The sequence below is a fragment of the Helicobacter sp. 23-1044 genome (genome assembly GCF_053654695.1).
The window spans coordinates 81,411-96,119 of record NZ_JBSIUQ010000001.1; the positions used below are offsets into that span (position 1 = coordinate 81,411).

Here is a 14,709-nt window from a genome sequence, read left to right on the forward strand (position 1 = left end):
TTGATGGTTTCTTTGTCGCTGTCCCTAGAAACTCCAAGTATTTCGTAATAGTCAAATTCGCCCAACGCCAACCCCCGCAAAATCCAAAAATCAAAAGCCAAATTTTAGCATAAAAATTTGGATTTTGGATTCGCGTAAAGTAAAAGATTTGATTTTTTTTAGAGTATTGTGCGAATCTAGTGTTTAGATTCGTGTGGTTTGGATTGCTTTGGCGAATCTACGATTCGCCTCGCAATGACGGATTTTTACCCACCCCCTTTGTCCCCCTCCGCAAGGGAGGGGGGAGAAGTTTTGAGATTTTTCGCTTCGCTCAAAATGACAAAAAATAAAATTTGATTCGCGACAGCGAATCACAATCCGCAGGATTTGCGAACGAAGTGAAGCAACCATCGAAATAATGGCGATTTTGCGATAGCAAAATAAAAAAATAAAGCATTCGTGCGGAGGTATCTTTGGGCGATTTTGTGGGTTGTGCCGAAAAATTCGAGCGAAAATAGGACATAAAGTCCATTGAGCGAGAATTTTTCAAACTCCCGCAAAAGCGTCAAAGAGACACCGCACTAATTACAAAAACTCCCGCATACTCAAATAGTTATTTAGCGCACTAATATACGCCTTCGCTGTCGCGCTCATCGTGTCAATATCAAGCCCGTGCCCAATTAGCACGCGTTTGTCAAACTCCACTTTTACGATGACTTTTGCAAGGGCGTCTTTGCCACTCGTTACGCTCTCCACGCGGTATTCTTTGAGATTGCCCTTAATCCCGCTAATCCTATCCACGCTTTTTAGCACACTATCCACCGCGCCATTGCCTAGCGCAGAGTCGCTAATCACCGCGCCATCCTTTGTCATACTCATCGCAGCGCAAAACTGCCCCGCACTACACGCGCTAACTTGAAGCATATTTAGGCTAAAAATCTGCGGAATTCCGCGCCCTTGTTCGCCCAAAATCGCGCGTAAATCATCATCAAAAATCTCTTTTTTGCTATCGCAAAGCACCTTAAACTTCGCAAACGCCGCTTCAATCTCGCTATCTTGCAAGTTAAATCCCAAAGCCTTTGCCTTATTTTTAAAGGCAGCACGCCCAGAGTGTTTGCCTAACACCAAATTTGAATCCAAATCTACGCCTATATCAGCGGGGTTTATGATTTCATAAGTCTCTCTATGCTTCAAAATGCCATCTTGATGGATTCCGCTTTCGTGCGCAAAGGCGTTTTTACCGACAATGGCTTTGTTTGGCTGTGGGCGAATCCCCGTAATATCGGCGATTAGCTTACTTGTGGGGTAAATCTCTTTTGTGTTGATATTGCTTTTTAGCCCCTTAAATAAGTCGCCACGCGTTTTTATAATCATCGCAATTTCTTCTAGCGCGGTGTTTCCTGCGCGTTCGCCCAAACCATTTACCGCGCATTCCACTTGCCTTGCGCCATTTTTGATGGCTTCGATAGAGTTTGCCACTGCAAGTCCCAAATCATTATGACAATGCACCGATAAAATGGCGCGATTCGCGGTGATTTTGTGAATTTCGCTAAAAATCCCCGCGATTTCGCTAGGCAATCGATAGCCCACGGTATCGGGGATATTGATTGTCCCTGCGCCCACTTCTAGCACCGCGCTAATGATTTCTTTTAAAAAGCCAATGTCGCTTCGACAGGCATCTTCACAAGAAAATTCCACATCGCTTACCAAACTTTTGGCGTAGCTCACGGATTCGACAGCGCGTTTTATGACGGCTTCGGGTTTCATTTTTAGCTTGTATTCCATATGAATGGGGCTAGTTGCGATAAAAGTGTGAATGCGCTTGATTTTGGCGGGTTTGATTGCCTCAAAAGCTGCTTTTATATCGCCATCCAATGCCCTTGCAAGCGAACAAACGCAGGATTTTTTGATGCTTTGTGCGATTTTGTGAATCGCCTCAAAATCACCCGGACTACTTGCCGCAAATCCTGCTTCGATAATATCTACGCCTAGTTTTTCAAGTTGCAAGGCAATGCGAATCTTTTCCTCAATATTCATCGATGCGCCCGGGCTTTGCTCCCCGTCCCTCAATGTTGTATCAAAAATTTTTATCGTTTCACTCATTTTGTGCCTCCATTTTTGCGTTTAAAAATTACCCTTACGATGATTAAATAAAAATATCGCAGAATCCCATACAAAATATACGCACTAATCGCGCTAAAAATGCCATCAATGGGGCGAATAAATAGCACGGAGAGTAGCACGATTAAGGTTATCATTTTAAAGAGATTCCACCGAATGTGCTTAAAATTTGGGTAGCGGATATTGCTAACCATTAGGATTCCTACGATAAAAGTAAAGATTAGCAACCAAAAATTGTGCGTGGATAGCACATTGTATCGCTTTTCTAAAATCAGCATAGTTACCACAAATATCGCAGCAGATGGGATTGGCAAACCGATAAAAAAGTGGCTAGTTTCATTGCCTGTGATAATGTTAAACCTTGCCAAGCGAATCGCCCCAAACACCACAAAAAGACAGCTCACCACAAGCCCAAATCGCCCAAAATTATGCCCAAACGCCACATAAATCAAAATCGCAGGGGCGCACCCAAACGCCACCAAATCACATAGCGAATCAAACTCCACGCCAAACTTACTTGCCGTATTTGTGATTCGCGCCACGCGCCCATCTAATCCGTCCAAAATCATTGAGATGATGACAAGCCAGCACGCAAATTCGATGCGCCCATTTATCGCGTAAATAATGCTTGAAACGCCCAAAAACGCACTTGCTGCGGTGAAAAGATTTGGCACGATATAAAGTGGATTTATTTTCATTGTCCGCCTTTTGTTTAAAATTACGGGATTTTAGTATAAATTTGCTTGAAATTTGCCGATTAAACTCTCCCCCGCAAAAAGATTGTCGCCCCTTTGGGCTAATAACTTGCAAGGCGCGTGAATTTCAAGCAATAAATATCCGTATTTCATAAAGCCTAATCTATCGCCGATGAAAATGGTGGAGTGTGCCCTCATATTGTCATTCTGAGCGAGTGCAACGAGCGAAGAATCCAAATCACACGGCGTTAAATTACTTGAATCGCCTTGTTGCAAAGTCGAATCTAGTTTATTGATTCGCTTATCTATCATTGATTCGCTATTTTTATTAGATTTGCGTGTTTTGGATTGCTTCGGCGAATCTTGCGATTCGCCTCGCAATGACGGATTTTTTGCACCTTGATTCGCATTGCGAATCACAATCGAAGTATTTGCGGTGTGGCTTTTGTATTTGTGAAAATTTTGGGGATTGAGACTAGACTTGAAGTCTGCGAAATCCCCAAAATTTTCACAAGTGCGAAATCGCATACCCAAAGACAAATTGTCCAAAGCATAAATATTCGCCTTATTCCACGCTTCTGGTAGTAGCGTGATTGTAAAAACCTGCAAATCCCCCAAAAACCCGCTAACCTTATGCTTTGTGTTTAAAATACTTTGCAAATTTTTATCGCTTTTTATAAAAAGCCCAAATCGAAACGCACTTTTCGTTCGCGTGATATAGGCTGGGACGCGAAAGATTCCGCTATCAAAAATATTTATTTTAAACAAAATCGCAGTAGTTGAACCGCTCAAAGAAATATCTTTGATAATCCCATCGCAAGGGGCGATTATCGCATCACTGCCACGATATTGTGCGATTCGCTCGGTGTTGCGAAAGATAAAGGCGCAAAAAATAGCGCAAATCAGCGCGAAAATCGCCAAAAATTCAAAATGCAAAAATATAAAAAGTAGCATTAGCGCAACGCAAACGCCCACAGGTTTAAAGCCCTCCCGCGCGATGATTTGCGTGGTAGTTTGCAACTCTTTTGGCTTATTCATTTTTGGTGCACCTTATGTTTTTTTTGATATTTGCTTTTACGAATCAATTTTGATTGGTTTATGCACTCTTTTTGCAATATAATCATTTTTATCTTTACTTTTTTTATTTTCTGCTAATACAAAAATCACATCGTCATTTTTTTCTAATGTGCTAAAATTGCAACTGTTATTAGCTTTTTGTGGCGCAAATATAATATTTCCATCAGACATTTCTATTTTAATAAATAATTCGCCATATCTATCTTTGCCCTTAAAAGATACCTTACCTGTCCAGCTTTCATTTGTTGCGGATTCTTTTGCCCTAATCTGTTCTTGTGGCATATTATTGCGTAAATATTCAAAAAGATATTTAGTAAATTTTTCATTATCATAGATAGCATAACGGTAATTTTCGCCATTATCTAATATATAATTTTCACGGGCTTTTTCAAATGTACCGATTGCCTTTTTAATGATACCCTCAAATTCTTTAATGTTATTTATAAGAGATATAATTTTTTTGCCAACCATATCAATTTGTTTTTCGTCCCCCGTTATTCCTATAAAATATTTATTGCAAAATTGTAACCTCATAGTGGCACTTACAATAAAACATATATGAAATTTATCTTTTCTGTGTTTATTGTCAATTATATTATCAAATATGAGTTTTTCATAATTTGCAGATATTAATGTAGCAATATAATAAACATTATACTGATGGGTATCTTGAAATATCTTATTTTTATATTCTGTCAATAGTTTTGTTTCGTGTATTCTTGCTTTATGTGGTTCATCAAACCAAATTGAAACAACGCTAGATATTAAATCGTGGAATTTGATTTTTTGATAATACAATAAGTTTTGGCGATTTTGCAAAGACTTTGACCTGCGTTCATAATAGACTCTATATTTTTCATCAACACTATAACAATCATCAAAAAATTCCTCTAATTTTTTATGATATTCTTTAGAAATTTCATCTACTAAATCATACACAACATTTTGGCTATTATTTGCACTAACAACATTTGTAGTTACTTGATAATCATTCGACTTTATTTTGATAATTTTTGCAAAAATTTCCACTTTTTCTAAAGTGTCGAGTTTATCATTATTGTCTTTATATATCTGATGAATAACATTACAAGTTTGACAACCATTGATAATTTGAGGGTTTTTTAATGTATATTCAGCAAAACCATCTTTATGGGCATCGGAAACCAAAATAGTAATGCCGTTGTTTCTAATAACAAAAGATTCTGGATTCTCTTTAAGTGTTTTTTTCATATTTTCATTAACTTTCGTTTTACCTTGATAATCGCGGACATTTTCATCAAATAAATCTTTACGAAGTAGCTGCGTTTCTTTGTCTATAAGGATATTTAGTAAATCTTTTGCGCTTAATTTGACAGCTATGCCTTCAAAATCCAAATTTGAACTATTTTCAAGACGAATTTCTCCTGTTATGTTGATTTTGGCTTCATAATATTTTGCATTTTCTTTAATATATGAGATAAGTTTATCATCATCCAAAAATATAGTGGGCGTTACAATATATCCTCTTACTTCTTCTCTTTCTTCAATATCTCTTTTTAGCATTTCAAGTTTGCCTAAAATATCAGGATGATTTTTTTCATTCCATTTAGCACAAGCAGCATAAAATATTCTAATGTTAATAATTTTACTTCTTGAAAAGTATTTAATATAATCGCCTGTAATTTTATTTTTTATATCAAACCAATTTTTAACTTTTGGATTTGTTCTCATATAACCTTCATCGCCCAAAAAGTTCCGTATTGCATCAGAAAATACAGACCAATCGGCAGTATTAAACGAACCTTCTTTGCCATTATTGTCGCTTTCACATTTATATTTTGATTGAATAAAAAATATTTCTACATCGTTTATAATATCTCTATCCATTTCAATGACAGAATTTAGATATTTTATACTAGTCACTATCTTGCCATTAACTTTAATGCAAATACCATCAAGCCCTGTATCAAGACTACCATCTACACATACTGCGTCAAGCAGACTTTCATCATTATTAAGACAACCAGGGTCATAATATTCTAAAATAGCCTGATTTACCATTCTACTAAACACAACGCCATATTTTTTCTCATTTGGACAGTGCATCTTTTGATATTCATCAACTTTGTTTTTGATTATAGGGTTTAACCTATTCTTAAAAATTTCGTTATTTTTTTGAGTATGCATAGTGGAATTATTTTTTTGCACATTTACATTGCTTTGAAATTTTGGAGGGTTTTGGCATATACTTAAAATTTCTTGTTCGGTTTTGCTAGAAATTAGTTTCCATTTCTGCACGCCCCTATCGTTTAATTCAAAATAAGCATAAACTAAATCACCAAAACTGTCTTTAATTCCTGTATTTATATATGAAAAATTTTCTTTTTCAATGAAAGCAGTAGGGTTTTCATTGAAAATTTGTGCTAGATGTTTTAATAGCTCTATATTTGTTTTAAAGCCAACATTTTTAAAAGCAGAACTATCAAACCTATTAAAATACGGAATAAACGCTATATCTCCAAATTGTTGCATAATGCCTCCTTTTTTAAGTGCTTATATTTCAAATTTAAACCTACGAATCTTCTTCGCTTTTGCGCTGAACTAGGCGCGAATCTAGCCCATTTTCTTTTTCAAAATTTGTCAAAATCTCTCTTACCCGCGCACCATCAATAACTTCTTTTTCAAACAATTCTTTTACCATAACTTCGATTGCGTCCTTGTAGTCGGTAAGGATTTGTTTCACGGCGTTGTAGCGCGAATCTAGCGTGAATTTGATATGATTATCCATCGCCTCTGCGGTTTTTTCGCTAAACTCACGCGCAGAGCCAAATCCACCGCCCAAAAACGCGTTGCGTGGCTTTTCTAACACCATTAGTCCGCTAACTTCGCTCATTCCATAATAGCTAATCATCGCCTTTAAAATGTCTGTGGCGCGCTCCAAATCGTTGCTAGCACCTGTGGAGATTTCGCCCAAAAAGACTTCCTCTGCCGCTCTACCGCCTAGCAAGGTATCGACTTCCGCCATAAGCTCGTGTTTTTGCATAAGGTAGCGGTTTTCTTCGGGCGTATGTAGCGTGTAGCCAAGTGCCGCCATTCCGCGCGGGATAATGGAGACTTTGCTTACAGGGTGCGAACCCTCTGTCATTTCGGCGATTACGGCGTGTCCGCTCTCGTGGTAGGCTACGATTTTTTTCTCTTTGGGTGAGATTCGGCGCGATTTTTTCTCTAATCCTGCAATGCTTCGCTCCACAGCCTCTCTAAAATGGCTTTGCGCCACTTCTTGCTTGTTTGCGCGTCCTGCCAAAAGGGCGGCTTCGTTTATGATATTTGCCAAATCCGCTCCAGCAAGCCCCGCAGTTAGCTTTGCAATCTCTTGCAAATCCACATCACGCGCTAATTTTACGCTTTTGATATGCACTTTTAAAATCTCAACGCGCCCATTGAAGTCTGGTTTATCCACCAAAACCTGCCTATCAAATCGCCCGGGTCGCAAAAGCGCAGGGTCAAGCACTTCGGGGCGGTTTGTCGCTGCTAGGACAATCACAGGCGAAGCATCGGAGCTAAATCCGTCCATTTCGGCTAGTAGCTGATTTAGCGTTTGCTCTCTCTCATCATTGCCACCTACCATACTTCCTGCGGCGCGGGATTTGCCTATCGCATCGATTTCATCGATAAATATTATGCTAGGTGCGTCCTTTTTTGCCATCTCAAACAAATCCCTAACACGACTTGCCCCAAGCCCCACAAACATTTCAATAAAGCTACTTCCGCTCATCGAAAAAAACGGCACATTTGCTTCACCTGCCACCGCCTTTGCAAGTAGCGTTTTTCCCGTGCCGGGCGGTCCTACCAAAAGCACACCTTTTGGGATTTTCGCGCCCACCGCAGAATATCTATCGGGGTATTTCAAAAAATCCACGATTTCGACAACTTCCTCTTTTGCCTCTTTGTTTCCTGCCATATCATCGAATCGCACTTTTGGTTTTTCGGCATTGACAAGGCGTTTGGAGCTTCCCATTCCAAAGATTCCATTGCCCATATTGCGCTGCATTCGCCCAGCGATAAACATCCAAAGCCCCAAAATGATAAATACGGGGAGTAGCCACCCTAGCAAGTCGGTGAACCAATTTGATTCGCTAAAACCAGAATACGGGATTTTGTTTGCGTCTAGTAGCGGGACAAGTGAGTTGTCGGCGACTTTGCGGACATTATAAGTTACGCGCTGTCCGTTTTGCTCGGCTATGGCGCGAATCATCGTCTGCCCTATGCTAACTTGGCTAATTTCCTTTGCTTCGATTTTTTGTTTTAGCTCATAATAGCTAATTGACTGAATGCTACTATTGCCAAAAACGCCCTCGCTACCGCCATTTGAGAGTGCTTTAAAAAGCAAAATCGCAGCGATTGTAAAAATCGCAAAGATTAGCAGTGGATTGCCACCCATCGGGCTATTTGGCTTTGGTTGATTGGGGTTGTTTTGATTCATCATTTTTCCTTTTTTTAAATGAAAATTTTTGCTTTTAGATTCGCGCCAAAATAAACTCGCAAATTTACTATAATTTTGTTAAAATTTCCGCAACATTATGCAAATCCACTCATCTTTTTGGGCGATATTTAGCACTTCAAAGTCGCTAAATCGCGCCAAAACTTCATCTTTGTAAATATCTAAAATGCCAGAGAGAATGGCAACTCCCCCGCATTTTAGGGCAGAAGCGATATTTTCTTTTTGCTCTATTAAAACAGAAGCGATAATATTTGCGGTGATAATGTCGTATTTCACGCTCTTTTGCGCTATGTCGCCTTTGGATTTTTGGTGGATTTCGCCCTGCCAAATGTGCGAAATGGTGGCGTTATTGTTGCAAAAATTTTTCTTTGATTCAGCTATGGCAAGCTCGTCAATGTCGCACAAATCGACTTTTGCGCCTAATTTGTAGGCACAAAGTGCAAGGATTCCACTTCCACAGCCAAAATCTAAAAGCGTTTTGTTTTTTAAACCGCCATTTTCGCCAAGCGATTCGATAGCTTGAATACACATAAAAGTGGAGGCGTGGTGACCAGTGCCGAAAGCCAAAGACGGCTCTAAAATGATATTTATCAATTTTGCGTCATCTTGCGCACAATTTGCCTTTGGGTATGCAATTTGCGCCGTTTTCGCATCAAACTGCGCTCGATGAACCCCAAGTTCTATCTCGCTTGTTTCACGCGAAAACGGCGCAAAGCCACACCGCAAATCCTTCGATTGTTTATCTTGCGTGGCAGATTTTACATTTATTCCGTCATTGCGAGGCGATTTATCGCCGAAGCAATCCAAACCACGCGAATCTAAATTATATGAATCGCAATGAGCTAAAGCCGAATCTGTGGTTTGATTTGATTTATTGATTCGTTTTTCTGTCCTTGATTCGTTTTGCCTTTTTAAATCGTGTGATTTGGATTGCTTCGTTGTGGCTTCGCCACTGCCTAGCAATGACGGATTTTTTGCATTTTGATTCGCATCGCGAATCACAATCGAAGTATTTGCGGTGTGGCTTTTGTATTTGTGAAAATTTTGGGGATTGAGACTAGACTTTGTGTCTGCGAAATCCCCAAAATTTTCACAAGTGCGAAATCGCATACCCAAAGACGAATTGCTCCACGGTGGGCAAATATAAAACCTCCCGCACCGAATCGGCTTTATCCCCTTTTTATATTCCTCTATCCAATCCCTATTTTGCTTTTTTTCTATGCTGTGAGAAAATGTAACGCTTTTTTGCCAAATTGCTTTAAGATTCGCGCCAAAATCACTCAAATGCCCCAAAAGCGCGCTTATAAAATCCCTATCCTTGCTTGTGCGAACGATGATTTTATTGTCCGCTATCTCCACCGCCTCGCCACAAAAATCCATAATTTCGCTTGTAAAAATCTCGCTAAATTCAGCCGAATCTAACGCAATGCAAACTTCAAAGTAATGTCCCTTACGCTCCGTCATTTACGCCTAAAACCACTTCTAATTTCTCTTTTAGCACCTGTGGCGTGAAAGGTTTTACGATATAGTTATTCACACCAGCCTTTAACGCGGTTATAACCTCTGCTTTTCCGCCCTCTGTGGTTACCATAATGATAGGAATATCTACGAATCTCCCATCAGCGCGGACTTTTTTCACCAAATCCAATCCATTCATTTCAGGCATATTCCAATCCGTGATAAGCACTTTTATCCCCTCAACTGAATCCATAATTTCCCACGCTTGAAGCCCGTGTTCAGCCTCTAAAATGTCCTCATAACCGAGCCGTTGGAGTGTATTTTTGATGATTCGGCGCATAGTGGAGCTATCATCAACGACAAGCAATTTCAAACTATTCTCCTTTTACAAGCAAATAAAATATGAAATAATATCATAATTTTTTCCTGTATTTTTTAAAAGTTTGCTCTAAATCGATTTTTCCTTCATAAAATGCCTTGCCAACGATAACTCCGCTGATGCCTTTTTGTGATAGGATTTCGATTTCGCTACTAGATTCAAACCCGCCACTTGCAATGGTTGGGATTCCGCAAATATCGGCAATTTCTGCGCTAAAATTTATATTTACGCCTTGCAATGTCCCATCGCGCGAAATATCCGTGCATATTATTGCTTGAATCGCGCTACCTTTGAATCGCACAGCAAAATCAACCGCATTTACCGAACTATCCTCCGCCCAGCCATTTACGCTAATTTTGCCATTTTTTGCGTCAATGCCGATTGCGATAGGATAAATTTGTGCCATTTCAAGCGCAAATGTTGGATTTTTCAGCGCGATTGAGCCTAAAATCACACGCGAAATGCCCAAATCCACATATTTTTTGATAGTAACTTCATCGCGAATCCCACCGCCTAGCTGGATTTTTAAGCCACAAGATTCGCGGATTTGCTTTATTTGCGCCAAATTTTTTGGACTTCCAGCAAATGCGCCATCCAAATCCACGATATGAAGCCACTCCGCGCCCATTTTTTCAAACTTACGCGCAAAATCAACCGATTCGCCATAAATCTTGCATTTTTGCATATCGCCTTTGGTTAAGCGCACCGCCTTGCCATCCTTTAAATCAATCGCGGGGATTATTTGAATCGCATTCATTTTAAAACTCCGTTATTTTAAATTTATGAAATTTTCTAATATTTTTAAGCCCATCTCTGCGCTTTTTTCGGGGTGTGGTTGAATGCCAAAAATATTGTCTTTTTGCAAAATCGCACTAAAATTTATGCCATAATCGCAACTTGCCACAATGTCGGTAGATTCGCGGTTTTTCACATAAAAACTATGCACAAAATACAAATACGCGCCATTTTGGACGCCAAAAATCAAAGGCGATTCGCGTGAAATATGAATCTGATTCCACCCAATTTGCGGGATTTTTAGGGATTCGCACTCAAATTTTACCACTTCGCCTTTGATTAGCCCAAGTCCGCCAAACTCGCCAAATTCGTAGCTTTTATCCATCAAAAGTTGCATTCCTAGACAGATGCCAAGCAAATATTTGCCTTTTTTTGCGAAATCTTTTATCGCTTCGCTCATACCGCTTTGATTTAGGTGCGCTATCGCATCGCCAAATGCGCCCACACCGGGCAAAATGAGCTTGTCAAATTTCGCCACTTCATCGGCATTGCAAATAACTTTGCAATCCGCACCAAGCGCATTTAGCGCGTTTTGAATGCTTGATAGATTGCCAATATTGTAATTCAAAATTGCGATTTTCAAATTTTGCCCCATTTCGCCCTCCAAAGCGCAGAATCTAGCGTAGATTCTGCGTTATTTTCTCCATCTCCGCCCTTAATGCACTCTCAAAAATCTCGCTATAATCCCTATCCTTTGGCATTTTTTCCAAAAATACATTTAGCAAGTCCGCATATTCAAAAAGTGCGATTTTACCCTGCAACAGCTGATATTTCAAGTATAGCCAATAAGTATTTAGCACATCGCTTTGGCAGTAATGCGCGATTTTTTGGTATTCGCCATCAAAATAAAGTCGCCACACATCATCGCCACTCATATCAAACTTCCCCACAATCCCCGCCATTTTACAGACAACATCAAGTTTCAATCCCCGCACCGCGCCGTGCGAACTCAGCGCATCCATCAAATCGATATGAAAATTTTCGCTAAATTTCGAGCGATAATTCTCCCATTTGTTTTTATTATGCGCCGCATTGTCCGTCTCAAAGTAAGATTCTGCGCTTAGATGATACTTCATCGCACGAAGCATAATCGCGGGTAAATCGAAATTTCGCCCATTGAAACTCACTAATTTTGGTTGCTGTTTGTTTAAATAATACAAAAATCGCTCCAAAATCTTGCCCTCATTTGGCATCGCAGAATCTGCCTCATCATATCCAAAATTGCCAATCCGCTTGAAATATCCGCCATCATCGCACTCCAAAACCGAAATCATTATGATTTTATGAAACGGCAGGGGCAAAAACTCGCTCCCGCTGAACTCTTTTTGCTTTGCAAATGCCATTTTACACACCGACAAATCATCGCCACTATATCCATAAACTTCCCGCAACAACGCAGAATCTGGCACACTCTCGCAGTCAAATACGCACAGCATTTCGCCCCCTAAAAATTTTGTGATTTTTGTGATTTGCGATTGTAGTGAAAAAATGCTAAATTCGCAGAATCTGCTAAAAATTTCACGCAAAATGCGGATTTTAAGAAAAATTAAGTTTTTTTAATTAAAATTAAGATTTATTTTTAATTATGAAAGGATGGTAGTATGAAAAAAATATTTGTAAGCGGGATTATTGGGATTTTGGCGGTGAGTGCGCCACTTTTGGCACATTGTGATGGTAAAAGCGCGGGGCATACGCATACGCACGAGCATAAAAATATCGCGGATAAAAGCACGGGCGATTCTGCGCTAGATGCGATAAAAAGCGAGATTACAAAAGCGCAAAAAAGTAGCGTGGCAAAGATTTTTAGCGAAAATATTGCGATAAGCGACACGCCCAAAAATCACAAAAATTGGGGCGAGTGGATTATCGCTGAAAATGCGATGGATAGGGCAAAATGGCGCGCCGTGAAAATCAAAGGCACGAGTATGTGGGGCATTTCGCCAATCATCGATGGCAAAAATGACTGCGGTGCGGTGCTTTGGATTTGTCAGCATAGCAAAAAGATATTTTTCAACGCTGAAAAGTTCTCCAAAAACGGCAAATGCGGCGACTTGCGCGAATCCTATAAAGATAACGAAGGCAATTACAAAAAAGTCGTAATGCCTTTGGAGTTTTAAAAATATTGGCGTTTTGCGGTAGATTCTGCGAATTTTAAGTGATTTTCGCAGAATCTTGGCGCAGAATCTAGTGAATTTTTGGCAGATTCTGTGATTTGCGCGAAATAAATTTTGTCATATTGAGACTTTGAAAAAGTCGAAATAACTCACAGCAAAAGAAATTCTTCGCTCATTTCATTCGCGCGAGAATGACAAATTTGGGGCAGATTCTGCGATTTGTGTGAATCGCAGAATCTTGGATTGCTTCGATTTGCCTTTGGCAAGGACTCGCAATGACGAAAAAATTTGCCCTTTGATTTGTTTCAAAACAACAAGCATTTTTATCCAAGCGATTCAAACCGCACTTTTACTCAAACTTAAAAAACTCCGCCATATCCACATCTAGCGCACTTGCAATGCGATAAAGTTGCTCCAAATTAAAATGTATATTTTTATACCCAGCCTCCGCACCAGCCACAAGCGAGACGGACTTATAGCCTATCGCAAGGCTCAAATCCAACTGCGAGAGCCCCCGCTCTTTTCGCAAAATAGCCACGCGATTTGCCACAGCGCGATGAAACTCCGCAATCGCCTTATCACTCAAAGGCTCTTTGGTGTCATCTAAATTTTGCGTATTTTTCCGTGCCATTTTGCTCTATTATGTTAGATTTTTTTAAAGATTTTTTAAGTTTAGTTTGATTACAATTCTATTTCACTCTATTATAATGGATTGTATTTGTTAATAATCCGTGTGATAGGGCTTAAATTTAGGCTCATAAGGAATAAAAAATGAAACATTCATTTTTAAAAATGGTAGCCCTAGCGTTTATAGCGTTAGGATTCGTAGCGTGTGGTGGAGGCAAATCGCCTATTGAGGTAAAAACTTTTACGAAAGATCACCCGTTTGGAACGATGATATATGAAAAACATTATGCGCAAATAAGGGCTATGGTAGATTCTGTTATCATCAAAAAAATTATCGTAAATAGGGGTAATTGTGGTGAATATGCGGTGGATAAAACTATCAAATTTGGAGAAGTAACTAATATAGAAATCGGCAGCAACTTCGAAGGTTATAGTGGCAGTGGTTGTTCATCGCGCGATATCAAAGAAGCGCAGGTTGTTACCGACAAAGGCACTTGGACTTTTAATTTTTAAATATGTGGAAGGAGGAAAATATGGCAAAAGAAAGCATTGATATTGTATGTCCCTATGGACACTACTTGCTAACTAGGCCTGTCAGTAAAACTACTTATGGCAAACCTAGTGGCACACAAGAATGCAGGAATTGCAAAAACGAAAAAGGCAAAAATCGCCGTTATAGATGGGAAATAGTCGGCGATAAAGCGTATGTGTATGAAATCAAATAAATATTCTTAAATCGTCATTGCGAGGCAGTTTGAGCGAAGCGAAAACAACGAAGCAATCCATTTAGTGGACTTGTGAATCTAGCGTGAATCGCGGACTTTTGGCGAATCTAAATGCAATTTATTGATTCAATTTTAAGTCATTGATTTTTATTTTCTTTTAGATTCGTATGTTTTGGATTGCCACGAAAATGCTACGCATTTTCTCGCAATGACGAAATAAATTTTGTCATATTGAGACTTTGAAAAAGTAGAAATATCT

The 14,709-nt window shown here is 39.4% G+C and carries 16 protein-coding genes; 3 read left to right on the forward strand and 13 right to left on the reverse strand.

Annotated elements, in window-relative coordinates; genetic code table 11:
• Window positions 1-183 precede the first annotated feature (183 nt).
• The 11 genes from ACWIUD_RS00520 to ACWIUD_RS00570 form a co-directional block, all read right to left on the reverse strand.
• Window positions 184-390 carry a hypothetical protein gene (locus tag ACWIUD_RS00520; RefSeq protein ID WP_454145646.1) on the reverse strand — a complete coding sequence of 69 codons (207 nt, stop codon included), beginning with the start codon at window positions 388-390 and terminating at the stop codon, window positions 184-186.
• Between the two features lie 174 nt (window positions 391-564).
• Window positions 565-2,082 (reverse strand): 2-isopropylmalate synthase, encoded by a 1,518-nt coding sequence (locus ACWIUD_RS00525; protein ID WP_454145648.1) that lies wholly within the window; start codon window positions 2,080-2,082, stop codon window positions 565-567.
• The gene (gene pssA, locus ACWIUD_RS00530; protein ID WP_454145650.1) at window positions 2,079-2,798 is read right to left on the reverse strand and encodes a CDP-diacylglycerol--serine O-phosphatidyltransferase; all 720 of its coding nucleotides are present in this window, start codon (window positions 2,796-2,798) and stop codon (window positions 2,079-2,081) included. The genes ACWIUD_RS00525 and pssA overlap by 4 nt, the downstream gene beginning before the upstream one ends.
• Window positions 2,799-2,828: 30 nt before the next feature.
• Window positions 2,829-3,833: a hypothetical protein gene (locus ACWIUD_RS00535; RefSeq protein WP_454145652.1), complete on the reverse strand. Its 1,005-nt coding sequence runs from the start codon at window positions 3,831-3,833 to the stop codon at window positions 2,829-2,831.
• 36 nt (window positions 3,834-3,869) lie between these two features.
• Complete coding sequence (locus ACWIUD_RS00540; protein ID WP_454145654.1) at window positions 3,870-6,383, reverse strand: AIPR family protein; 2,514 nt, start codon at window positions 6,381-6,383, stop codon at window positions 3,870-3,872.
• A 40-nt stretch (window positions 6,384-6,423) separates the two neighbouring features.
• On the reverse strand, window positions 6,424-8,334 hold the full coding sequence (gene ftsH / locus ACWIUD_RS00545; RefSeq protein ID WP_454145656.1) for an ATP-dependent zinc metalloprotease FtsH: 1,911 nt from the start codon (window positions 8,332-8,334) through the stop codon (window positions 6,424-6,426).
• A gap of 78 nt (window positions 8,335-8,412) precedes the next feature.
• Window positions 8,413-9,816 (reverse strand): 50S ribosomal protein L11 methyltransferase, encoded by a 1,404-nt coding sequence (locus ACWIUD_RS00550; protein WP_454145658.1) that lies wholly within the window; start codon window positions 9,814-9,816, stop codon window positions 8,413-8,415.
• Complete coding sequence (locus ACWIUD_RS00555; RefSeq protein ID WP_454136529.1) at window positions 9,803-10,183, reverse strand: chemotaxis response regulator CheY; 381 nt, start codon at window positions 10,181-10,183, stop codon at window positions 9,803-9,805. Before ACWIUD_RS00555 ends, ACWIUD_RS00550 begins: the two co-directional genes overlap by 14 nt.
• A 40-nt stretch (window positions 10,184-10,223) precedes the next feature.
• Window positions 10,224-10,937, reverse strand: coding sequence for a 1-(5-phosphoribosyl)-5-[(5-phosphoribosylamino)methylideneamino]imidazole-4-carboxamide isomerase (gene hisA / locus ACWIUD_RS00560; protein WP_454146350.1), 714 nt, complete (start codon window positions 10,935-10,937; stop codon window positions 10,224-10,226).
• Between the two features lie 21 nt (window positions 10,938-10,958).
• A complete protein-coding gene (gene hisH / locus ACWIUD_RS00565) occupies window positions 10,959-11,579 on the reverse strand; it encodes an imidazole glycerol phosphate synthase subunit HisH (protein ID WP_454145660.1) in 621 nt (206 codons plus the stop codon).
• Between the two features lie 22 nt (window positions 11,580-11,601).
• Window positions 11,602-12,510, reverse strand: coding sequence for a 3'-5' exonuclease (locus ACWIUD_RS00570; RefSeq protein WP_454145662.1), 909 nt, complete (start codon window positions 12,508-12,510; stop codon window positions 11,602-11,604).
• A 75-nt stretch (window positions 12,511-12,585) separates the two neighbouring features.
• Between ACWIUD_RS00570 and ACWIUD_RS00575 the strand changes: the two genes are divergently transcribed.
• Window positions 12,586-13,101, forward strand: coding sequence for a hypothetical protein (locus ACWIUD_RS00575; RefSeq protein ID WP_454145664.1), 516 nt, complete (start codon window positions 12,586-12,588; stop codon window positions 13,099-13,101).
• A gap of 174 nt (window positions 13,102-13,275) precedes the next feature.
• On the opposite strand, the gene ACWIUD_RS00580 is transcribed toward ACWIUD_RS00575, so the two are convergent.
• Window positions 13,276-13,419 carry a hypothetical protein gene (locus tag ACWIUD_RS00580; RefSeq protein WP_454145666.1) on the reverse strand — a complete coding sequence of 48 codons (144 nt, stop codon included), beginning with the start codon at window positions 13,417-13,419 and terminating at the stop codon, window positions 13,276-13,278.
• Between the two features lie 28 nt (window positions 13,420-13,447).
• On the reverse strand, window positions 13,448-13,729 hold the full coding sequence (locus ACWIUD_RS00585) for a helix-turn-helix domain-containing protein (RefSeq protein ID WP_454145668.1): 282 nt from the start codon (window positions 13,727-13,729) through the stop codon (window positions 13,448-13,450).
• 140 nt (window positions 13,730-13,869) lie between these two features.
• Between ACWIUD_RS00585 and ACWIUD_RS00590 the strand changes: the two genes are divergently transcribed.
• Both ACWIUD_RS00590 and ACWIUD_RS00595 read left to right on the forward strand, forming a co-directional pair.
• Window positions 13,870-14,238: a hypothetical protein gene (locus ACWIUD_RS00590; RefSeq protein ID WP_454145670.1), complete on the forward strand. Its 369-nt coding sequence runs from the start codon at window positions 13,870-13,872 to the stop codon at window positions 14,236-14,238.
• A 20-nt stretch (window positions 14,239-14,258) separates the two neighbouring features.
• Complete coding sequence (locus ACWIUD_RS00595) at window positions 14,259-14,450, forward strand: hypothetical protein (protein WP_454145672.1); 192 nt, start codon at window positions 14,259-14,261, stop codon at window positions 14,448-14,450.
• Window positions 14,451-14,709 lie beyond the last annotated feature (259 nt).